This is a genomic window from Aeromonas sp. 25-248, assembly GCF_053005425.1.
In genome coordinates this window covers 1-19,226 of record NZ_JBRKTB010000018.1, presented here as the reverse complement: position 1 = coordinate 19,226, position 19,226 = coordinate 1, and the positions used below count along the sequence as shown (strand labels likewise).

The following is a 19,226-nucleotide window of genomic DNA, read 5'->3' as shown; positions in this document are numbered from 1 at the left end:
GTCCGTTCCTTAACCTTGCTTGTTCTCTGTGCGCTGACACATGGGGAAACCCAGCGCTTCGCGGGAGGCGTAGTATGCCTCTGCCACGGCCTTGGTCAGGGTGCGAATGCGCAGGATGTAGCGCTGACGCTCGGTGACCGAGATGGCCTTGCGGGCATCCAGCAGGTTGAAGGAGTGAGCGGCTTTGAGGATGCGCTCGTAGGCAGGCAGCGGCAGCGGTTTTTCCAGTGCCAGCAGGTTCTGGGCTTCCTTCTCGTACTGCTCGAAGCAGTGGAACAGGAACTCCACGTCGGCGTGTTCGAAGTTGTAGGTGGATTGCTCCACTTCGTTCTGGTGGAATACGTCGCCGTAGGTGGTCTTGCCCAGGGGGCCGTCAGACCAGACCAGATCGTAGACGCTGTCCACGCCCTGAATGTACATGGCCAGACGCTCGAGACCGTAGGTGATCTCGCCGGTGACCGGCTTGCACTCGAGGCCGCCAACTTGCTGGAAGTAGGTGAACTGGGTCACTTCCATGCCGTTCAGCCAGACTTCCCAACCCAGACCCCAGGCACCCAGCGTCGGGTTTTCCCAGTTGTCTTCCACGAAGCGGATGTCGTGGATCTCGGGATCCATGCCCAGCTCTTTCAGGGAGCCCAGATAGAGTTCCTGAATGTTGTCGGGGGAAGGCTTGATGATCACCTGGAACTGGTAGTAGTGCTGCAGGCGGTTCGGGTTCTCACCGTAGCGGCCGTCAGTCGGACGGCGGGACGGTTGTACGTAGGCGCAGGCGATGGGCTCCGGGCCCAGGGCGCGCAGGCAGGTCATGGGGTGGGAGGTACCGGCACCCACTTCCATATCCAGCGGCTGAATGATGGTACAGCCCTGGCGGGACCAATAGTCCTGCAACTGCAGGATCAGGCCCTGAAAGGTTTTGACATCGAATTTTTGCATAGTGTTTTTCGCGCGAAATGAAATCAGAGCAAGATTTGCTGAATGTGAACCGAGGGAGTATACCGTCTGGCATGGTCGGATAATAGGCGAAATTACAGGGGATTAGTGGGGCTATGTTGCCGCTTGCCCTATGATGTCGCCGACGCAAGCGGCCTGCCGATGGCCGATGAAAAACAGGGGAGAGGAAATGGAACTGCGCTGCGCCTGGGTGACCAGAGACCCGGAATACATCGAATACCATGACAAGCAGTGGGGCAGGCCGGTGTATGACGCCCGCGAGCTGTTTGCCAAGCTCTGCCTCGATGGCCAACAGGCGGGGCTGTCGTGGATCACCATCTTGAAGCGCACCGAGAGCTACCATCGCGCCTATGCGGATTTTGATCCGGTGCGCATCATGCAGTTCGACGAGCAGGATGTGGAACGGCTGATGCAGGACAGCGGCATCATCCGCAACCGGCTCAAGGTGCAATCGATCATCAAAAACGCCCGCGCCTATCTGGCGCTGGAGGCGGAGGGCATCGACTTCGTCGATTATCTGTGGGGCTTCGTGGGCGGCGCCCCCATCGTCAACCAGCGTCAGGGCAACGGCGACATTCCGGCGACCTCGCCGGAGTCGGATGCCATGTCCAAGGCCCTCAAGAAGCGCGGCTTCACCTTCGTCGGCAGCACCATCTGCTACGCCTTCATGCAGGCGGTGGGCATGGTGAACGATCATCTGGTGACCTGCCCTTGCCACGCCGAGTGCCAGCAAGCAGCGGCGACGTGAAGGGGAAATGCACGAAGAAGGGAGGCTCAAGCCTCCCTTCTTTTTTTGCTCTGAATCAGCAGGGCTCAAGGGTGCGGTCGAGCGCCTCGCACACCTCGTCGCTGCTCATCAGCCGCACGAAGGGGCCGGCCAGGGTGGCGTTGTGATGGGCGATGATCTGGGGGGCGGTCAGTTGCGGCGTGTCCATGCAGGTGTGGGCATCGCTCACCAGCACTACGGTGTAGCCGAGATCTGCCGCCGCCCGGCAGGTGGTGTCGATGCAGTACTGGGTCTTCATGCCGGTGACGATCAGGGTCTGCACGCCGTCCTCTTTCAGCCAGCCATCGAGACCGGTGCCATGGAAGGCGCTGGGGCGCTGCTTGTCGAACACCCGATCGGCCTCGCCGACGACCAGCTCAGGCGCAAGCTGCCAGAACGGACTGCCGGCGGCGATGGGGCTGCCGGCCGGGCCCGTGTGGCGCACCGCCAGCACAGGGAGAGCGGCACTGCGGGCCGCCTGGCCCAAGCGATTGATGTTGGCCAGGGTCTCGGCCCCGGCATGGGGGGCTTCCGGGCCGTGAAGGAGGCCCACCTGGATGTCGATGATGAGCAGCGCGGGGCGGGAAAGGGACGACATGGTCATGGCTCCGTGAGAAATGTCACCCACTCTGGGGCCATGGGCTCTAATGAGACAACCCCGCATCTGGGGGGCAACCACTCCAGACTCCGGGAGCATGTTCCGTTACGCCGGGCCAGGGGCCTTTTCGCCCCTTGGTACAGCCGGGATACAGTCACACGGGTTCACCATCGGGAGCGCCATCACGAGGGAGTCCCGTGTCACTGAGCGCCGTTCGCCCTCTCTTCCCCGGCCTGATCGGCTGCACTCTGGGGATGACGTTGCTCGTCAGGGCAAACATGAGGGGAAGCCGGCCCTGTGCAAGAAGGTCCGAGGCTGCACAAACGACGCCCCCGAGGGCCGAGTCTGCGCTACCGGGATCTTGCCCCTCCCCTATCATTGAAAGACGCCGGACCGGTTCAGGTTGTCTGGCGAAGGAGCCATCATGAAGAAGTCCGTATTGGCGCTGCTTGCCGCCACCGCCTTGCTGGCCGCCCTGCCTGCACAGGCCACCAAGCAGGCCCAGGAGCGCCGTGACGCCCGCGATGTGCGTCAGGATACCCGTCAGGAGTCCCGTGACGCGAAACAGGAGTGTCGTGAGGGGGTGGTGGGCAATGCCGACTGCCGCCAGGAGCATCGTGACAACAAGCAGGAGGGGCGAGACAAGGCCCGGGATATCAAATATTGATGCGGGCCCGTCCGAAGAGGGGCCTGCACCGGGTAAGTCGCTAGGGGCAGGGGGGCATGTTGCCCCCCTGCCCATCTTCGCAATGGGCGCGTCACACTCTGGCGCCTCTCTGGGTTAGAATGCGCGGCCATCGGCTAGAGTCGTTCTTTTCAGAGGTTTTTTCATGCATTTCAAGAAACTGGTTCCTGCACTTGCCCTGACCGTCGCCATCACTGGCTGTACCACCAACCCCTATACCGGTGAATCCCAGACCTCCAAGGGCGCCTGGGGCGCGTTGGCGGGTGCGGCGACCGGCGCAGCCGTGGGGGCGCTCTCCTCCAGCAAGGGCGACCGCAAGAAGGGCATCCTGACTGGCGTCGCCGCCGGTGCGGCCCTGGGTGGCGGTATCGGTTACTACATGGATGTGCAGGAAGCCAAGCTGCGCGAGAAGCTGCAAGGCACCGGCGTCAGCGTGACCCGCAACGGTGATCAGCTGATCCTCAACATGCCGAACAACGTCACCTTCGACAGCTCCAGCGCCCAGCTGAAAGCCGCCGGTGCCAACACCCTGTCCGGCGTGGCCCTGGTGGTTGCCGAGTTCGACAAGACCCGTCTGAACGTGGTCGGCCACACCGACAGCACCGGCTCCCGCGAGCTGAACATGAAGCTCTCCCGGGATCGCGCCGATGCCGTCGCCGCCCAGCTGATCGGCCAGGGCGTGTCCGGCAGCCGCATCGCCATCAGTGGTGTGGGCCCGGACCAGCCGGTGGCCAGCAACAGCACCGCCGAAGGCAAGGCCCAGAACCGTCGGGTGACCATCACCCTGACCCCGACCGCCTAAGCGGTCCGGTTCGATGCCATGAAAAAGGCCCCGCCAGCGATGGCGGGGCCTTTCTATTGGCGCCGGTGCGTGCCCTTTGCTCCTTGCCCCCTTCTCCCCTTGCGGGAGAAGGGTCGGGGATGAGGGGATAACCGCCTCTTAGACAGCGGCTGTGAGCTGCGCTTCTACCCTGTAGCCTTCGTGGGCGAGACGGGCCTGCACGCAGGCGCGGCCCGGGGCTGTGTCGGCATCAGGGGAGCCAGGCATCCCGCTTTGTTTAGACAGCGGCAGTGAGCTGTACTTCCACCCTGTAGCTCTCGTGGGCCAGACGGGCCTGCACGCAGGCGCGCACGGGGGCGGTGTCGGCATCAGGGGAGCCAGGCATCCCGCTTTGTTTAGACAGTGGCAGTGAGCTGCACTTCTACCCTGTAGCCTTCGTGAGCGAGACGGGCCTGCACGCAGGCGCGGACCGGGGCTGTGTCGGCATCAGGGGAGCCAGGCATCCCGCTTTGCTTAGACAGCGGCAGTGAGCTGTACTTCCACCCTGTAGTCTTCGTGGGCGAGACGAGCCTGCACGCAGGCGCGAACGGGGGCGGTGCCTGCCGGGATCCAGGCATCCCACTGCGCGTTGAAGGCGGCGATGTCTTCAATGTCCTTGAGATAGATGTTGGCCATCAGGATCCTGTCGACGTCGGAACCGTTGGCTTCCAGCAAACGCTGCAGGCTTTCCAGCACTTCACGGGTCTGCTGGTGGATGTCGGCGGTCTCGGTGGCGGGCACTTCCACCACGTAGAGGGTGCCGTTGTGGATGACCACATCAGACCAGCGCTGGGTGGTCCCGATACGGGTAATGGATGTCATGTTTGCTCCGGTACGGGGTTATTGACCCTTGCGGATCAGGTAGCGGTAAGGGGCCTGCTCAGTCTCGCTGGCGACCAGGGTATGGTCCATGAAGCGGCAGAAGCTGGGAATGTCGCGGGTGGTGGAGGGGTCGTCGGCGCTGACCAGCAGGGTCTCCCCATCCGCCATCAGCCGCACTTTCTTGCGAACCATCATCACGGGTTCGGGGCAACGAAGCCCGATTGCGTCCAGCTCGTGGGTCGCATTGCAGAATTCAGTACTCATGAATAATCAACCTTCAGCCGCACCTTCTTGCGCGCTATCGTCACGGGTTCGGGGCAACGAAGCCCGATTGCGTCCAACTCGTGCGTTGCGTCGCAGAATAAAGCACTCATCAATAATCAATCTTCAACCAATTCGGCCAGTAATGATACTCACGGCGAAAAAATAATCAAACCATGAGGCGGTTATGCAGCATATGCTACCAAAATGTGAACCGGCTCTACCCAGGCTTCGCTCGATGAGTAATATAAAAATTGAACCATATTCAACAAGGAGGTGTGAATATGCAGGTCTCCTACGGCAGATTGCAAGCCTACGCAGGCATGGGGTTCTTGTCGTTCGCCATGATAGTGCTGGGCAGCCCGATAGGTAATACCGGTACCTGGTTCGGCTCCATGGTGATGATCGGACTGGGGCTCTGGATCGAACTCAGCGACTACTACGACGAGGATGAGGACGAGAACGATCCCTCCTGAGAGCCTGGCTCTCGGCACTCAAAGGCGGACGATGTCCGCCTTTGTCATTTCTGCTCCGCGCCGGAACGGGTCGAGCGCATGGCGCGCTCCAGCTGCTGCGCCGTCTGCTCGGGGTTGGCCCTGGCGTCGTTGAAGAAGCTGCTCAGCACATCCATGATCCCCTGGCGCATGTTGGTGGGCACCGCCATCCCCTCCGCCATGCTGGGCAGCAGGTTGTCCTGTTGCTCGGCGTGGAGGAAATCCTGATAGGAGCGGATGGCGCAACGATCGAACTTGCTCATGTCCGGCTTGATGAGCGCCGGGATGGAGCCCTTCACCCGGTTGAACTCCTCCTGAAAGCGCGGCGTCATCAACAGCCTGGCTAGCTCGCCCTGGGCCTGCAACTGGGCGGGATCCCGCTGCTTGAACATGGCGATGGAGTCGAGGTTGTAGCTGAACAGCCCCTGGCTGCCCGGGCTTGGCAGGCACTCGATATCCTCGCCGGGGCGGTAGTTGCCGGCGCTCAGCTCCCCTTTCACCCAGTCCCCCATCACCTGCATGGCGGCGCCGCCGCTCTCCAGCAGGTTGGTGGCCTGGTGCCACTTCAGGCCGGCGTATTTCTCGGGTACATAAGCGCGCAACTGCTGGAAGCGGGTCAGCACCCGCACCATGTCTGGGCCGGTCAGGGTGGCGCTGTCCTGTTCGAGGAAGGCCTTGCGATAGAAGGTCTTGCCCCCTTCGCCGAGGGCCACCGTTTCGAACAGCACCGCGATCTGCCAGGGTTCGTTACCGATGGCGAGGGGGGTGATGCCCTGCTCCTTGAGCTTGTCCGCCACCGCCACGAACTGGGCCCAGTCGGTGGGGGGCTTGAGCCCCTGTCGCTCGAATACCTTGCGGTTGAGCCACAGCCAGTTGACCCGGTGGATGCCGGTGGGGACCGCCATCAGGGCGCCGTTCTGGCTGAGGGTATCGCGCACCATGGGGGGCAGCTGAGGGTACCAGCCGAGGTGCTCGGCCATGGGGGTGAGGTCGCGCAGAAAGCCCAGGCTGCCCCACTCGTGCAGCTCGAACCCCTTGAGGTGGGCTGCCTCCGGCGGGTTTGCCGCCAGGGCCCGGCTCTTGAGCACCGTCATGGCGCTCTTGCCGCCCCCCCCCTGTACCGCGAAGTCGTTCCACTGGTTGCCCTGTTCGGCCCACTCGGACTTGAGCACTTCCACGGCCCTGGCCTCGCCGCCGGAGGTCCACCAGTGCAATACCTCCACCTGGGAGGCACAAACGGGCAGGGAGAGCAGGGCGATGACAGAAAAAGACAACCACTTCATACATTACTGCCTTGGTAGGGAGAGGGTGGCCTGCAGGCCGCCCTGGGGGCGATTTTCCAGCACCAGATCGCCGCCGTGGGCGTGGGCTATGTTGCGGGCGATGCCAAGGCCCAGCCCGGTGCCGGCGGCATCGGTGCTGAGGCGGTAGTAGGGCTCGAAGATGCGCTCGAACTGATCGTCCGGCAGGCCGGGCCCCTCGTCCATGATGAAGAGGATTAGCATCTCCTCGTCATCCATGATGATGATGCGCACCTTCTGGCCGTACTTGATGCCGTTGTCCACCAGGTTGCCGATGCAGCGCTTGAGGGCCAGCAGCTTGCCGCGATAGGGCCACTTGCAGTGCCCCTCGATGGTGAGCAGATCCTCGTGCAGGTTCATGGCCTCCGCCATCTGCTCCAGCAGGGCGTTGACGTCGATCTGCTCAAGGTTCTCGTGAATGTCCGTCTCTTTGACCGTCTGCAGCGCCCCTTTGACCATCAGCTCCAGCTCGTCCAGGTCCTTGTTGAACTTAGCGATCTGCACCTCGTCGTCCAGCAGTTCGACCCGCAGTCGCAGCCGGGTGATGGGGGTCTTGAGGTCGTGGGAGATGGAGCTGAAGAGGCGCTCCCGATCGTCGATGAAGCGGCGAATGCGCTGCTGCATGATGTTGAAGGCGCGGGTCGCCGCCACGATTTCGGAGGCACCCTCCTCCTTGAGGGACGGCTGGTCGATGTCCTTGCCGAGGTTGACCGCCGCCTTGGCGAGGCGACGCAGGGGGCGGGTCTGCCAGCGCACCAGCATGAAGGTGAAGAAGCAGAGGAAGACCGTCATCAGGGCGATGAAACGCACCTGATTGCTTGGCATCACGGTGTCATCCAGCGTCATGTAGGGGGCGGGCAGCAGGGCCGCCAGATAGAGCCACTCCCCCGGTTCTATCTCGATCTGGGTCACCAGCACCGGCGGATTGATGGGCTCCAGGGACAGAGTGTAGCGGGCCCAGGAGGAGGGGAGATCCGCCAGCAGGGTGTCGTTGTTGAAGACGTGCAGCTCCTCGGGGCGGGAGAAATCCACCTTGATCGCCATGGCGTCGGAGAGCTTGCGGCTGAGCACCTCCTGCACCTCTTTGAGCACCAGCGTCTTGCGCTCGCTGTCGGGGATGGCGCTGATGTGGATCTCTTCCTCGTTCAGGGAGACGAAGAAGCGGCTGCCCCCCATGTTGCGCAGCTGATCCAGGGCGATGTGGCGGTATTGCAGGGGCAGGGACTTGAAGAAGTTGACGGTGGAAGCCGCCGACAGCGCCAGGTTGCGGGTGGTGCTGAGCATGCCCTCCAGCTCCCGCTTCTGGATCTGCTGCATCCAGATGCCGGTGAGGATGGTCTGGGAGAGCAGGATGGCGAGCAGCAACAGCAGCAGCATCCGCGACAGCAGGGAGCGGGGCACCAGGGCCCGCCAGAACTTCTGCCCCGTCATGGCAGCGTGTGTCTCTTGTCGATCAGCATGGGGTGCTTACCTCTGTGCCTTGCCATTGCCCCGTGATGGGTCTCTCTTCTGCCCGTTCAAGGTCTCGCCGTAGCGTCTGTCTGCTACGGGATCTCGTGGACTTCGGCGATCAGCATGTAGCCGCTGCCGCGAATGGTCTTGATGATGCGAGGGCTCTTGCCGTTGTCACCCAGCTTCTGGCGCAGGCGGCTGATCTGCACATCGATGCCGCGCTCCATGGGCAGGCTCTCGCGACCGCGGGTGGCGTCCGAGATGGTATCCCGGTCCAGGACCACGCCGGGCTGTTGCAGGAACATGCCGAGCAGCAGGGCATCGCTGCCGGAGAGATCCAGCAGGCTGCCATCTTCGTGGGTCAGCTGGTGGCTCAGGGTGTCCAGGGTCCACTCGGCGAAGCGCAGCCGACGGCTCGGTTCCTTCTCTTTCTCCGGCTGGCGGAATTCGGCGCGGCGCAGCAGCGCCTTGATGCGGGCCTGCAGTTCGCGCGGGCTGAACGGCTTGGCGATGTAGTCGTCGGCGCCAAGTTCCAGACCGATCACCCGATCCGCTTCGTCGGAGGCGGCGGTCAGCATGATGATGGGTACCTGGGAGTCGCGGCGTATCTGCTGGCAGAGGGTAAAGCCGTCGTCGCCGGGCATCATGATGTCCAGAATGATGAGGTCCGGGCTGTGCTGGGCCAGTTGTTGGCGCATCTCGTTCCCTTCGGCCGCGGTCAGTACCTCGAAACCAGCCCGGGTCAGGTACTCGTTGAGCAGCTCGCGGATCTCCCGATCGTCGTCGACGATAAGCAGTTGTTTGCTCGTTGACATATGTATGTGCATCCACCCATTTTTTTGTGCAGATTGAACCTGTCGGGGGAGCAAAAAGCAAGCAAGCCCCCCCTCTAATGTGAAGTTATGGGCAATATAGCCTCAGGATTGGCCCCGATCGCGGGAAAAGAATAAAAAAGGCCGACCCAAACGGGCCGGCCAACACGCAGATTCCGACGGCAGGAGCGCACCCCGTGTGGCGCGTTCCACAGACTCGACAGCAGGGTCGGCAGGCCGACCCGGTATTCGTGATGGGGCCGCTGTGCCGGGAAGCAGGGCCGCCTTCTGTCTGTTGTTGCCGCCCCGAGGCGGCGTCCCTGACCGGTGAGCGGTCAGGAGTGATTCACTTACACCCGTTCGAACACGGTGGCGATGCCCTGACCCAGGCCGATGCACATGGTGGCGACTCCCAGGGTGGCGTCCTTCTCTTCCATCAGGTTGATCAGGGTGGTGGAGATGCGGGCACCGGAGCAGCCGAGCGGGTGACCCAGGGCGATGGCGCCACCGTTCAGGTTTACCTTCTCGTCCACCAGATCCTGCAGACCCAGATCCTTCACGCAGGGCAGGGACTGGGCGGCAAACGCCTCGTTCAGCTCGAAGAGGTCGATGTCGCCGATGGTCAGCCCGGCCCGCTTGAGCGCTTTCTGGGTGGCCGGCACCGGGCCGTAACCCATGATGGCGGCGTCACAGCCGGCGATGGCCATGGCGCGCACCCTGGCGCGGGGCGTGAGGCCGAGGGCCTTGGCGCGATCCGCACTCATCACCAGCATGGCGGCGGCGCCATCGGACAGGGCCGAGGAGGTGCCGGCGGTGACGGTGCCGTTGACCGGGTCGAACACCGGGCGCAGCTGGCTCAGCGTATCGACCGTGGTCTCCGGGCGGATCACTTCGTCGTAGTCGTAGAAGAAGCGGGCGCCGCTGGCGTCATGGCCTTCCAGCCCGACGATCTCCTTGGCAAAACGCCCTTCCACGGTGGCGGCGTGGGCACGGCGGTGGGAGCGGGCGGCAAACTCGTCCTGCTGCTGACGACTGATGCCGTGCAGCTTGCCGAGCATCTCGGCGGTCAGCCCCATCATGCCGGAGGCTTTCGCCACCGACTTGGCCATGCCGGGGTGGAAGTCCACCCCGTGGCTCATCGGCACGTGACCCATGTGCTCGACGCCGCCGATGATGAAGATATCCCCATCACCTACCTGAATGGCACGGGAGGCATCGTGCAGCGCCTGCATGCTTGAGCCGCACAGGCGGTTGACGGTGACCGCCCCCACCTGCTTGGGAATGCCGGCCAGCAGTGCGGCGTTGCGGGCAATGTTGAAGCCCTGCTCCAGGGTCTGCTGCACGCAGCCCCAGTAGATATCCTCGATCTCGTTCGGGTCGAGGTTGGGGTTGCGCAGCAGGATGGATTTCATCAGGTGCGCGGACAAGTCTTCTGCACGCACGTTGCGGAAGGCGCCGCCCTTGGACCGGCCCATGGGGGTCCGGATACAGTCGACAATGACTACGTCTTTCATGAATGGATCTCCTTTCCGCAATCAGTAGAAGGTTTTGCCCTGGGCAGCCATCTCGCGCAGCTTGTCGCTGACGCGGTAGAGCGGGCCCAAGTCGGCATACTGGTCGGCCATGGCCACGTAGCGATCCAGACCGATAGTGTCCAGATAGCGGAACACGCCGCCGCGGAAGGGAGGGAAGCCCAGACCGTAGACCAGTGCGATGTCGGCTTCGGCTGGCGTGGCGACTATGCCCTCTTCCAGGCAGAGCACCACCTCGTTGATCATCGGGATCATCATGCGGGCGATGATGGCCTCCTTGTCGAAATCCTGCTTCGGCTTGGCGATGGGGGCCAGCAGCTCGTAGCTGGCTGCGTCGGCCACCTTCTTCGGCTTGCCCTTCTTGTCCTGCTCGTAGGCGTAGAAGCCCTTGCCGTTCTTCTGACCGAAGCGGCTGGCGTCATACATTACGTCGATGGCGGTACGACCTTCCTTGCTCATGCGCGCCGGGAAGCCTTGCGCCATCACGTCACCGGCGTGGTGCCCGGTGTCGATGCCGACCACATCCAGCAGGTAGGCAGGGCCCATGGGCCAGCCGAACTCCTTCTCCATCACCTTGTCGACGGCGGCGAAGTCGGCGCCATCGGCGACCAGCTTGTTGAAGCCGAAGAAGTAAGGGAACAGCACGCGGTTGACGAAGAAGCCGGGGCAGTCGTTGACCACCACCGGGGACTTGCCCATGGCGGCGGCGTAGGCCACCACGCGGTTGATGGTTTCATCGGAAGTTTGCTCGCCGCGGATGATCTCCACCAGTGGCATGCGGTGCACCGGGTTGAAGAAGTGCATGCCGCAGAAATTCTCGGGGCGCTTCAGTCCCTTGGCCAGCAGGGAGATGGGGATGGTGGAGGTGTTGCTGGCGAGCACGGCGTCTTCGCCGATGATCCCTTCCACTTCACTCAGCACGGCGGCCTTCACTTTCGGGTTCTCGACCACGGCTTCGACTACTACGTCCGCATGCTTGACGCTGTCATAGCTCAGGGTCGGCGTGATGGCGGAGAGCACCTGGCCCATCTTGATGCCGTCGATGCGACCGCGCTCGAGCTGGCCGTTGAGCAGCTTGGTGGCCTCATTCATGCCAAGTGCCAGCGCTTTCTCGTTGATGTCCTTCATCACCGCCGGGATGCCTTTGATGGCAGACTGGTAGGCGATGCCACCCCCCATGATGCCGGCACCCAGCACGGCGGCATGGCCGGTGGCCTTGTTTGCCTGCTTGGCGGCCTTCTTGGCCAGCGTCTTGATGTGCTGATCGTTGAGGAAGATACCGACCAGAGCCTTGGCCACGTCGGTTTTCGCCAATTTGATGAAGGTGGCGGCCTCGGCGGCCAGCGCTTCGTCACGGCCCATGCCAGCGGCGGCCTCCACCGTCTTCACGGCGGCCATGGGGGCCGGATAGTGTTTGCCCGCCACGGCGGCAACCATGCCGGAGGCGGTGGTGAAGCTCATCATGGCTTCCAGTTTGGAGAGGCGCAGCGGCGCTTTCTTGGCGGCACGGCGGCCCTGCCAGTCCAGCTTGCCCTTGATCGCGTCCTTGATCATCTGCACGGCGGCGCTGTGCAGCGCGTCCGGGGCGACAACGGCATCGATGGCACCCACCTTGAGGGCGTCATCGGCACGGTAATCCTTGCCGGTGGTGATCCACTCCAGCGCGTTGTCGGCCCCGATCACCCGCGGCAGACGGACGGTGCCGCCAAAGCCCGGCATGATGCCGAGTTTGGTCTCGGGCAGGCCGATTTTGGCGCTGGTATCAGCCAGGCGGAAATCGGTGGAGAGTATCGTCTCGCAGCCGCCACCCAGGGCGTGACCTTTGATGGCGGAGAGGGTCGGCACCGGCAGATCTTCGATGGCGTTGAAGATGTCGTTGGCCTTTTTCAGCCAGCCGAGCAGGTCTTCTTGCGGCAGATCGAACAGTTCCAGGAATTCGGTGATGTCGGCGCCGACGATGAAAGCGTCTTTGCCGGAGGTGAGGATCAGACCCTTCAAATCGGCTTGTTGCTGTAATGCGGCGATCGCTTCGCTCAGGGAGAGCAGGGTAGCGCGATCCAGCTTGTTGACTGAACCCGGGGCATCGAACCTCAGCTCGGCAATGCCGTCTTCGAGGTAGCTGACCGTCAGGGTTTCGCCTTGGTAGATCATGAGAGTGTCTCCTTGTTCCCACTCTGTGGGGAATGGTGCTCCTTTATCCCCAGCAGGGGGCGAGGCTCACTATTGATCCAAAAGGAGACATTTTCAACACCTATTTAAAACATTTGTTTAACAGTTGTCGAGTAAAAGCTCTTCATCACAAAACGGGCAAAAAAGAGGCGCCTTGCGGCGCCTCCGATGGAGATGAGCGTGGTATCAGCTAGCCAGTTCCGGCCGGTTGCGATACTGGTTCAGGACCTCGGGATCGGCGAGGGCGTGGGTGTTGTTGACGGGGCGGTTGTGCACCACTTCCCGCACCGCCAGCTCTACTATCTTGCCGGACTTGGTGCGGGGGATGGCATCCACCTGCAGGATGCGGGCGGGCACATGACGGGCGGTGCAGTGCCGCTTGATCTGCTGGCAAATCCGCTCACGCAGTCCGTCGTCCAGCTTGCAACCCGCCTTGAGCTTGACGAACAGCACCACCCGCTCGTCCTGTTTCCATTGCTGGCCGATGACGATGCTCTCTTCCACCTCGTCGAGTTGTTCCACATAGCGGTAGATCTCGCTGGTGCCGATGCGCACGCCGCCCGGGTTGAGGGTCGCGTCGGAGCGGCCGTAGAACAGGATGCCGCCAGTCGGGGTCAGCTCGATCCAGTCCCCGTGGCACCAGATGTTGTCGAACCGCTCGAAGTAGGCGGCGTGGTACTTGTCGCCATTTTCGTCACCCCAGAAGTAAATGGGCTGGGCCGGGAACGGCTTGGTACAGACCAGCTCGCCCTTCTCACCCAGCACCGGCTGGCCCGCCTCGTTGAATACCTGCACCGCGAGACCGAGGCCGCGCCCCTGGCTCTCGCCGCGATAGACGGGGCTCAAGGGGTTGCCGATGACGAAGCAGGAGCAGATGTCGGTGCCGCCAGAGATGGAGCTGAGCTGCACATTCTGCTTTATCTGCTGGTAAACGTAGTCAAACCCCTCCGGCGACAGCACGGATCCGGTGCTGCAGATGAGGCGCAAGGCAGGCAGGTCGTGGGTATTGATGGGGGCATAACCCTGCTTGTGCAGCGCATCGAGATACTTGGCCGAGGCGCCGAACAGGGCGACCTCTTCGTCCCGTGCCAGATCCCACAGCACGTTGCCATCCGGGTAGAAGGGGGAACCATCGTAGAGCACCAGGGTGGCGCCGGAGGCGAGGGCGCTCACCAGCCAGTTCCACATCATCCAGCCACAGGTGGTGAAGTAGAAGATGCGCTCCCCCGGCTTGATGTCGCAGTGCAACTGGTGCTCTTTCAGGTGTTGCAGCAGGGTGCCGCCAATGCCGTGCACGATGCACTTGGGTTTGCCGGTGGTGCCGGAGGAGTAGAGGATGTAGAGCGGATCGTTGAAGGCCATGGTCTCGAAGGCGAGTTGGGCATCATGCTGGCTTGCCAGCAATTGCTGCCAGTTGTGACCAAGCTGCAGCGGGTTGCCGAGCAGGGGGATCATTACCGTCTGCTCTAGGCTGTCGAGCTGACCGACGACGCTGGCCACCTTGTCCTGAATGTCGATGGCCTTGCCGCCGTAGCGGTAGCCATCCACCGCGAACAGCACCCTGGGACGGGTTTGGCCGAAGCGCTCCACCACGCTGGCCTCGCCAAAATCGGGACTGGTGGAGGTCCAGATCGCGCCGAGGCTGGTGGTTGCCAGCATGGCCACCACGGTTTCCGGGATATTGGGCAGGTAGGCTGCGACCACATCACCCCGGCCTATGCCCTGGCTGCGAAGCCACTGGGCCAGGCGGGCGACCTGATCTGCCAGCTGATGCCAGCTCAGGGTCCGGCTTGGACCCCCTTCGATGCGGGAGATGATGGCCGGGCTCTCATCCTGACGGCGCAGCAGGTTCTCGGCGAAGTTGAGCTGGCTGTCGGGGAACCAGCGGGCGCGCTGCATATCCTGGCGGTTCTCCGCCACAATGTTGCCAAGCTCGCCCTTGACGCCGCAGTGCTGCCACACCAGGGGCCAGAAGCGGGTGGTCTTCTCCACCGACCATTGATACAGGTCGGCATAGCTGCGCAGTTGCAGGCCATGGAAGTGATTGACCTCGGCCATGAACTGGTGGAGGTTGGAGTGCTGCATCCTGTCCTGATCCGGTGTCCACAGACAAAGGTTTTGCATGAGTCGTTCCTGACGGCTGATATCTACTGTCTGTGGGCAGTGTATTGAATTGTTCTTTGTTTGTTAATTGTCTGTTTTATCTTCATAACAAAAAGCCTGTAACCTATGCGTTACCTCACGAAGCGAAAGCCGGGTGGCTCGAGCCTTGATTCGCTTGATGTTATGCTGAAGTCACATTCGCCCGGAGCAGGACGCCATGAGCAGTTACAGCCAACTTTTTGCCCAGCATCTCGACACCCTTCAGCAGCGTACCCGCGACATCCTGCAACAACAGGGTCTTGGCGGTCTCGCTATCCACTCCGGCCAGACTCATCGTATCTTCCTCGATGACCAGGATTATCCCTTCAAGGTGAATCCCCAGTTCAAGGCCTGGCTGCCGGTGCTGGACAACCCTCACTGCTGGTTGCTGGTGGATGGCGTGAGCAAGCCGGTGCTGCTGTTCTACCGGCCGGTGGACTTCTGGCACAAGGTGGCGGAGTTGCCCAACGCCTTCTGGGTCGACTTCTTCGACATTCGCTTCCTGACTCGCCCGGAGCAGGTTGCCGATCACCTGCCGGCCAACAAGCAGGAGTGGGCCTATCTGGGCGGCCATCTGGAAGTGGCCGAGCTGCTGGGACTGGGCCAGCCCAATCCGGAGGCGGTCCTCAACTACCTGCACTACCACCGTGCCTACAAGACGCCCTATGAGCTGGAATGTCTTCGCGATGCCAACCGCATCGGCGTACGCGGCCACATCGCGGCCAAGGACTCCTTCATGGCGGGGGCGAGCGAGTTCGAGATCAACCTGGCCTACATGAAGGCGGTCGGACAGGGGGCCAATGAGGCGCCCTACGGCAACATTGTTGCCATCAACCGCAATGCGGCCATCCTGCACTACACCCATCTCTCCACCCAGCGGGTGCCGGATGCGGAGCGTTACTCCTTCCTCATCGATGCCGGTGTGGACGTGCACGGTTATGCCTCCGACATTACCCGAACCTGGGCCTGGCGCCGCGGTGAGTTCGCCGATCTGATTGCTGCGCTGGATGCACAGCAACAGGAGATCATCGACGAGATCAAGCCGGGCCGCCGCTACAGCGAGTTGCACCTGCAGATGCACCACAGGCTGGCGCGCCTGCTGCAAGCCACCGAACTGGTAGACATGTCGGTGGACGAGATGATCCACACCGGGGTGACCAATGTCTTCTTCCCCCACGGTCTCGGTCACTTCCTCGGCCTGCAGGTACACGATGCCGGCGGCTTCATGCAGGATGAGCGCGGCACCCACCTGGCGGCCCCCGAGCAGTTCCCCTATCTGCGCTGCACCCGGGTGATGGAAGTGGGCCAGGTGTTCACCATCGAGCCGGGTCTCTACTTCATCGAGAGCCTGCTGGAGCCGCTGCGCCAGGGTGAGCAGGGCAAGCGGATCAACTGGAACAAGGTGGAGGCGCTGCGCCCCTATGGTGGCATTCGCATCGAGGACAACGTGGTGCTGCATGCCAACGGGGTGGAGAACCTGACCAGACAAGCAGGGCTCTGATGGCGACGGATTACCCCATACCTGCAGCCCCGCTGGAGGTGAGCGAAGAGATCAAGAAGAGCCGCTTCATTACCTACATCGCCCACACTCCGACCGTCGAGGCCGCCAAGGCCTGGATAGACGAGATCAAACAGCAACACCCGGGAGCCCGGCATCACTGCTGGGCTTTTGTCGCCGGCGCCCCCCAAGACAGCCAGGTTTATGGTTTCAGTGATGATGGCGAACCCTCGGGCACAGCGGGCAAACCCATGCTGGCCCAGTTGATGGGGGCCGGTCTGGGTGAAGTCGCCGCCGTGGTGGTGCGCTATTACGGTGGAGTGCTGCTGGGGACCGGTGGCCTGGTCAAGGCCTATGGCGGTGGTGTGGGGGCAGCACTCAAGCAACTTGAAACCTGTATCAAGCGTCAGCTGACCTCTTCCGTGATCCAGTGTGACTACACCGACATGGGGGCCGTGGAGTCCCTCATCTCTGCCCATCAAGGGCAGTTGCTGGTGGCCGATTATGGTGCCAGCGTCACCCTTCAGGTAGCGTGGGAGTCTGCGCTCTGGGCCCGTATCGCACAGGAATTGACCGACCGGACCCAGGGTCGGGTATCCCTTCGTCCCTTAGATGGCTAGAATCCATCGCTCTTTTAGTCTGAAGAGGGAGCCGGAATGCAGATTCTGAGCATCATTCGTATCGTCGGTCTGCTGGTTGCCCTGTTCAGCTCGACCATGCTGCTGCCCGCGATGGTCGCTTTTGGGTATCGTGATGGCGGTGGTACCGAGTTCGTCAACTCCTTCGTCATAGCCCTCCTGCTCGGCCTCCTGCTCTGGTTCCCCAACCGCCACCAGAAAAAGGAACTCAGGTCCAAGGAAGGCTTCCTCATCGTGGTGCTGTTCTGGGTGGTGCTGGGGAGCGTGGGTGCCGTCCCCTTTATCATCAGCGACGTGCCGAACATGTCGGTCTCGGAGGCATTTTTCGAGTCGTTTTCCGGCCTGACTACCACGGGCGCAACGGTGCTGACCGGGCTGGACAATCTGCCCAAGGCGTTTCTCTTCTACCGCCAGCTGCTGCAATGGCTCGGTGGCATGGGGATCATCGTGCTGGCGGTGGCCGTGCTGCCACTGCTGGGTATCGGGGGCATGCAGCTCTATCGCGCCGAGATCCCGGGGCCCGTCAAGGACAACAAGGTGACCCCGCGCATCGCCGAGACGGCCAAGGCGCTCTGGTTCATCTATCTGTTGCTGACTTCCCTCTGCGCTCTCGCGTACTGGATGGCGGGGATGACGTTGTTCGATGCCATCTGCCACTCCTTCTCCACCTTGTCGGTTGGGGGGTTCTCGACCCACGACGCCAGCATCGGTTTCTTCGACAGCCCGGCCATCAACCTGATCACAGTGGTGTTCCTGTTGCTGGCGAGCGTCAACTTCGCGCTTCACTTTATGGTGTTTGCCCATAAGCCGGTGCGCGTGAGCAGCTATCTGCGTGACTCCGAGCTCAAGGTGTTTCTGAGCATCCAGTGCGTGCTGGTGCTGATCTGCTTCGTCTCTCTGCTGTTCCACGGTCATTACGCCACCTGGCAGGAGGCGCTCAACCATGGTCTGTTCCAGGCGGTGTCGCTGGGCACGACCACGGGGTACAGCACCACCAGCTATGCGGATTGGCCCTCCTTCCTGCCCATGCTGTTGATGTTCTCTGCCTTCATCGGCTGTTGTGCCGGCAGTACCGGGGGGGGCATCAAGGTGATGCGTTTCATGATCCTGTTCCTGCAGGGGATGCGTGAACTCAAACGGTTGGTGCATCCGCGGGCCATCTACACCTTGAAGCTGGGACGCCGTGCCGTACCGGAACGGATCGTGGAAGCGGTCTGGGGCTACTTTGCCACCTACATCATCCTGTTCTTCATCTTCATGCTGTTGCTGCTGATGACGGGGCTGAACGAAGTGACGGCCTTCTCCGCCGTGGCTGCGGCATTCACCAACGTGGGGCCGGGTCTGGGGGAGGTGTCGGCCAACTTCGGCAATATCTCGGCCACTGCACAGTGGATATTGATCGTGGCCATGTTGTTTGGTCGATTGGAAATCTTCACACTTCTGGTACTGTTTACTCCTGCATTCTGGCGTAGTTGAGGTTGGTATGGACAAGATTTTGGTGCTTTATTCTTCCCGGGACGGGCAAACGCGGAAAATCGTGGATGTCATGCTGGAGGAAATATCAGGATGCGAAGTGGTGATGCACGACCTGCACACCCTGCCCATGTGCAACCTCAGCAAGTATGCCAAGGTGTTGATTGGCGCTTCCATTCGCTATGGTAACTTCCACCCCAGCCTGCTCAGCTTCATACACGCACATCATGAACAGTTGGAAGTAGCCAATGCGGCGTTCTTCTGCGTGAACCTGACGGCACGCAAGCCCGAGAAGCAGACGCCGCAGACCAACGCCTACATGAAGAAGTTTCTGCGCCTCTCTCCCTGGAAGCCCAAAACTCTGGGGGTGTTTGCCGGGGCATTGCAGTACTCCCGTTACAACTGGTGGCAGACCCGCATCATTCAGTTGATCATGAAGATCACCGGGGGCAGCACGGATACCAGCAAGGATCTGGAATTCACCGACTGGGACAAGGTGCGCGGCTTTGCCCGTGAGTTTTGGTCAAAAAAGTAACAGCGACGTCATTCAAAGCGGCCAGAGCCCTGCGTAAGCAGGGCTTTTTGTTTGATAAGTAGGCGTTCGAGCCACAAAACGGTAAAAAGGACTATTTTTCGCAAAATAGCCCTTGTCATCCCGGCGCGGCTCCCTATAATGCGCCCCTACCAGCACGGCGGACCACGCCGAACTGATGAGCTAGCTTCCTCGTGAAGCCAGCGCCGAAAGAAAAGCGAAAACAACCGCTTGACTTTCGAAGTGAGGAGCGTAAGATGCGCCTCCTCAACGCGATAAG

The 19,226-nt window shown here is 61.9% G+C and carries 18 protein-coding genes and 1 pseudogene; 8 read left to right on the top strand and 11 right to left on the bottom strand.

Annotation, left to right across the window (positions count from 1 at the left end; genetic code table 11):
* Nucleotides 1-9 precede the first annotated feature (9 nt).
* Complete coding sequence (gene glyQ / locus ACVDHI_RS18755; protein ID WP_041212022.1) at nt 10-933, bottom strand: glycine--tRNA ligase subunit alpha; 924 nt, start codon at nt 931-933, stop codon at nt 10-12.
* Nucleotides 934-1,120: 187 nt separating this feature from the next.
* On the opposite strand from glyQ, the gene ACVDHI_RS18750 reads away from it, so the two are divergent.
* Nucleotides 1,121-1,699: a DNA-3-methyladenine glycosylase I gene (locus ACVDHI_RS18750; RefSeq protein WP_447212399.1), complete on the top strand. Its 579-nt coding sequence runs from the start codon at nt 1,121-1,123 to the stop codon at nt 1,697-1,699.
* 55 nt (nt 1,700-1,754) lie between these two features.
* Here the strand turns inward: ACVDHI_RS18750 and ACVDHI_RS18745 are convergent, their stop codons facing one another.
* Entirely contained in the window at nt 1,755-2,315 is a 561-nt protein-coding gene (locus ACVDHI_RS18745) for a cysteine hydrolase family protein (protein ID WP_128344751.1), read from the bottom strand.
* Nucleotides 2,316-2,739: 424 nt separating this feature from the next.
* On the opposite strand from ACVDHI_RS18745, the gene ACVDHI_RS18740 reads away from it, so the two are divergent.
* Together ACVDHI_RS18740 and ACVDHI_RS18735 are read left to right on the top strand one after the other, a co-directional pair.
* Nucleotides 2,740-2,982 (top strand): hypothetical protein, encoded by a 243-nt coding sequence (locus ACVDHI_RS18740; RefSeq protein WP_039041018.1) that lies wholly within the window; start codon nt 2,740-2,742, stop codon nt 2,980-2,982.
* A 163-nt stretch (nt 2,983-3,145) separates the two neighbouring features.
* Nucleotides 3,146-3,802 (top strand): OmpA family lipoprotein, encoded by a 657-nt coding sequence (locus ACVDHI_RS18735; protein WP_010672405.1) that lies wholly within the window; start codon nt 3,146-3,148, stop codon nt 3,800-3,802.
* A gap of 256 nt (nt 3,803-4,058) precedes the next feature.
* On the opposite strand, the pseudogene ACVDHI_RS18730 reads toward ACVDHI_RS18735, so the two are convergent.
* The 3 genes and pseudogenes from ACVDHI_RS18730 to tusA form a co-directional block, all read right to left on the bottom strand.
* Nucleotides 4,059-4,148: pseudogene (locus ACVDHI_RS18730) on the bottom strand (endoribonuclease L-PSP); the annotation flags it as partial.
* Nucleotides 4,149-4,294: 146 nt separating this feature from the next.
* Nucleotides 4,295-4,642, bottom strand: a complete 348-nt coding sequence (locus ACVDHI_RS18725; RefSeq protein ID WP_447212398.1) for a RidA family protein — start codon at nt 4,640-4,642, stop codon at nt 4,295-4,297.
* A gap of 18 nt (nt 4,643-4,660) precedes the next feature.
* Nucleotides 4,661-4,906 carry a sulfurtransferase TusA gene (gene tusA / locus ACVDHI_RS18720; protein ID WP_041214136.1) on the bottom strand — a complete coding sequence of 82 codons (246 nt, stop codon included), beginning with the start codon at nt 4,904-4,906 and terminating at the stop codon, nt 4,661-4,663.
* 281 nt (nt 4,907-5,187) lie between these two features.
* Between tusA and ACVDHI_RS18715 the strand changes: the two genes are divergently transcribed.
* Nucleotides 5,188-5,379, top strand: coding sequence for a hypothetical protein (locus ACVDHI_RS18715; protein WP_010672410.1), 192 nt, complete (start codon nt 5,188-5,190; stop codon nt 5,377-5,379).
* 44 nt (nt 5,380-5,423) lie between these two features.
* On the opposite strand, the gene ACVDHI_RS18710 is transcribed toward ACVDHI_RS18715, so the two are convergent.
* The 6 genes from ACVDHI_RS18710 to ACVDHI_RS18685 form a co-directional block, all read right to left on the bottom strand.
* Nucleotides 5,424-6,680 (bottom strand): ABC transporter substrate-binding protein, encoded by a 1,257-nt coding sequence (locus tag ACVDHI_RS18710; RefSeq protein WP_039041362.1) that lies wholly within the window; start codon nt 6,678-6,680, stop codon nt 5,424-5,426.
* Nucleotides 6,681-6,683: 3 nt separating this feature from the next.
* Complete coding sequence (locus ACVDHI_RS18705; protein ID WP_010672412.1) at nt 6,684-8,129, bottom strand: ATP-binding protein; 1,446 nt, start codon at nt 8,127-8,129, stop codon at nt 6,684-6,686.
* A gap of 113 nt (nt 8,130-8,242) precedes the next feature.
* Nucleotides 8,243-8,965, bottom strand: coding sequence for a response regulator (locus tag ACVDHI_RS18700; RefSeq protein WP_010672413.1), 723 nt, complete (start codon nt 8,963-8,965; stop codon nt 8,243-8,245).
* 347 nt (nt 8,966-9,312) lie between these two features.
* A complete protein-coding gene (gene fadA / locus ACVDHI_RS18695) occupies nt 9,313-10,476 on the bottom strand; it encodes an acetyl-CoA C-acyltransferase FadA (RefSeq protein WP_042881333.1) in 1,164 nt (387 codons plus the stop codon).
* Nucleotides 10,477-10,497: 21 nt separating this feature from the next.
* On the bottom strand, nt 10,498-12,645 hold the full coding sequence (gene fadB / locus ACVDHI_RS18690; protein WP_447212397.1) for a fatty acid oxidation complex subunit alpha FadB: 2,148 nt from the start codon (nt 12,643-12,645) through the stop codon (nt 10,498-10,500).
* Nucleotides 12,646-12,849: 204 nt separating this feature from the next.
* Complete coding sequence (locus ACVDHI_RS18685) at nt 12,850-14,787, bottom strand: acetoacetate--CoA ligase (RefSeq protein WP_447212396.1); 1,938 nt, start codon at nt 14,785-14,787, stop codon at nt 12,850-12,852.
* A 196-nt stretch (nt 14,788-14,983) separates the two neighbouring features.
* Here ACVDHI_RS18685 and pepQ point away from each other — a divergent pair, with 196 nt between their 5' ends.
* Genes pepQ through hemG form a run of 4 tightly spaced genes read left to right on the top strand, consistent with a single transcriptional unit; the run spans nt 14,984 to nt 18,949 of the window.
* Nucleotides 14,984-16,306: a Xaa-Pro dipeptidase gene (pepQ, locus tag ACVDHI_RS18680; RefSeq protein WP_447212395.1), complete on the top strand. Its 1,323-nt coding sequence runs from the start codon at nt 14,984-14,986 to the stop codon at nt 16,304-16,306.
* On the top strand, nt 16,306-16,923 hold the full coding sequence (locus tag ACVDHI_RS18675) for a YigZ family protein (protein ID WP_010672418.1): 618 nt from the start codon (nt 16,306-16,308) through the stop codon (nt 16,921-16,923). Before pepQ ends, ACVDHI_RS18675 begins: the two co-directional genes overlap by 1 nt.
* A 36-nt stretch (nt 16,924-16,959) precedes the next feature.
* On the top strand, nt 16,960-18,417 hold the full coding sequence (locus ACVDHI_RS18670; protein ID WP_010672419.1) for a TrkH family potassium uptake protein: 1,458 nt from the start codon (nt 16,960-16,962) through the stop codon (nt 18,415-18,417).
* Nucleotides 18,418-18,424: 7 nt separating this feature from the next.
* A complete protein-coding gene (hemG, locus tag ACVDHI_RS18665) occupies nt 18,425-18,949 on the top strand; it encodes a menaquinone-dependent protoporphyrinogen IX dehydrogenase (RefSeq protein ID WP_029313439.1) in 525 nt (174 codons plus the stop codon).
* Nucleotides 18,950-19,226 lie beyond the last annotated feature (277 nt).

Bases quoted from the DNA above. Each gene is read 5' to 3' on its own strand.
- glyQ (WP_041212022.1), bottom strand. From the start codon at position 933: ATGCAAAAATTCGATGTCAAAACCTTTCAGGGCCTGATCCTGCAGTTG.
- ACVDHI_RS18750 (WP_447212399.1), top strand. From the start codon at position 1,121: ATGGAACTGCGCTGCGCCTGGGTGACCAGAGACCCGGAATACATCGAA.
- ACVDHI_RS18745 (WP_128344751.1), bottom strand. From the start codon at position 2,315: ATGTCGTCCCTTTCCCGCCCCGCGCTGCTCATCATCGACATCCAGGTG.
- ACVDHI_RS18740 (WP_039041018.1), top strand. From the start codon at position 2,740: ATGAAGAAGTCCGTATTGGCGCTGCTTGCCGCCACCGCCTTGCTGGCC.
- ACVDHI_RS18735 (WP_010672405.1), top strand. From the start codon at position 3,146: ATGCATTTCAAGAAACTGGTTCCTGCACTTGCCCTGACCGTCGCCATC.
- ACVDHI_RS18725 (WP_447212398.1), bottom strand. From the start codon at position 4,642: ATGACATCCATTACCCGTATCGGGACCACCCAGCGCTGGTCTGATGTG.
- tusA (WP_041214136.1), bottom strand. From the start codon at position 4,906: ATGAGTACTGAATTCTGCAATGCGACCCACGAGCTGGACGCAATCGGG.
- ACVDHI_RS18715 (WP_010672410.1), top strand. From the start codon at position 5,188: ATGCAGGTCTCCTACGGCAGATTGCAAGCCTACGCAGGCATGGGGTTC.
- ACVDHI_RS18710 (WP_039041362.1), bottom strand. From the start codon at position 6,680: ATGAAGTGGTTGTCTTTTTCTGTCATCGCCCTGCTCTCCCTGCCCGTT.
- ACVDHI_RS18705 (WP_010672412.1), bottom strand. From the start codon at position 8,129: ATGACGGGGCAGAAGTTCTGGCGGGCCCTGGTGCCCCGCTCCCTGCTG.
- ACVDHI_RS18700 (WP_010672413.1), bottom strand. From the start codon at position 8,965: ATGTCAACGAGCAAACAACTGCTTATCGTCGACGACGATCGGGAGATC.
- fadA (WP_042881333.1), bottom strand. From the start codon at position 10,476: ATGAAAGACGTAGTCATTGTCGACTGTATCCGGACCCCCATGGGCCGG.
- fadB (WP_447212397.1), bottom strand. From the start codon at position 12,645: ATGATCTACCAAGGCGAAACCCTGACGGTCAGCTACCTCGAAGACGGC.
- ACVDHI_RS18685 (WP_447212396.1), bottom strand. From the start codon at position 14,787: ATGCAAAACCTTTGTCTGTGGACACCGGATCAGGACAGGATGCAGCAC.
- pepQ (WP_447212395.1), top strand. From the start codon at position 14,984: ATGAGCAGTTACAGCCAACTTTTTGCCCAGCATCTCGACACCCTTCAG.
- ACVDHI_RS18675 (WP_010672418.1), top strand. From the start codon at position 16,306: ATGGCGACGGATTACCCCATACCTGCAGCCCCGCTGGAGGTGAGCGAA.
- ACVDHI_RS18670 (WP_010672419.1), top strand. From the start codon at position 16,960: ATGCAGATTCTGAGCATCATTCGTATCGTCGGTCTGCTGGTTGCCCTG.
- hemG (WP_029313439.1), top strand. From the start codon at position 18,425: ATGGACAAGATTTTGGTGCTTTATTCTTCCCGGGACGGGCAAACGCGG.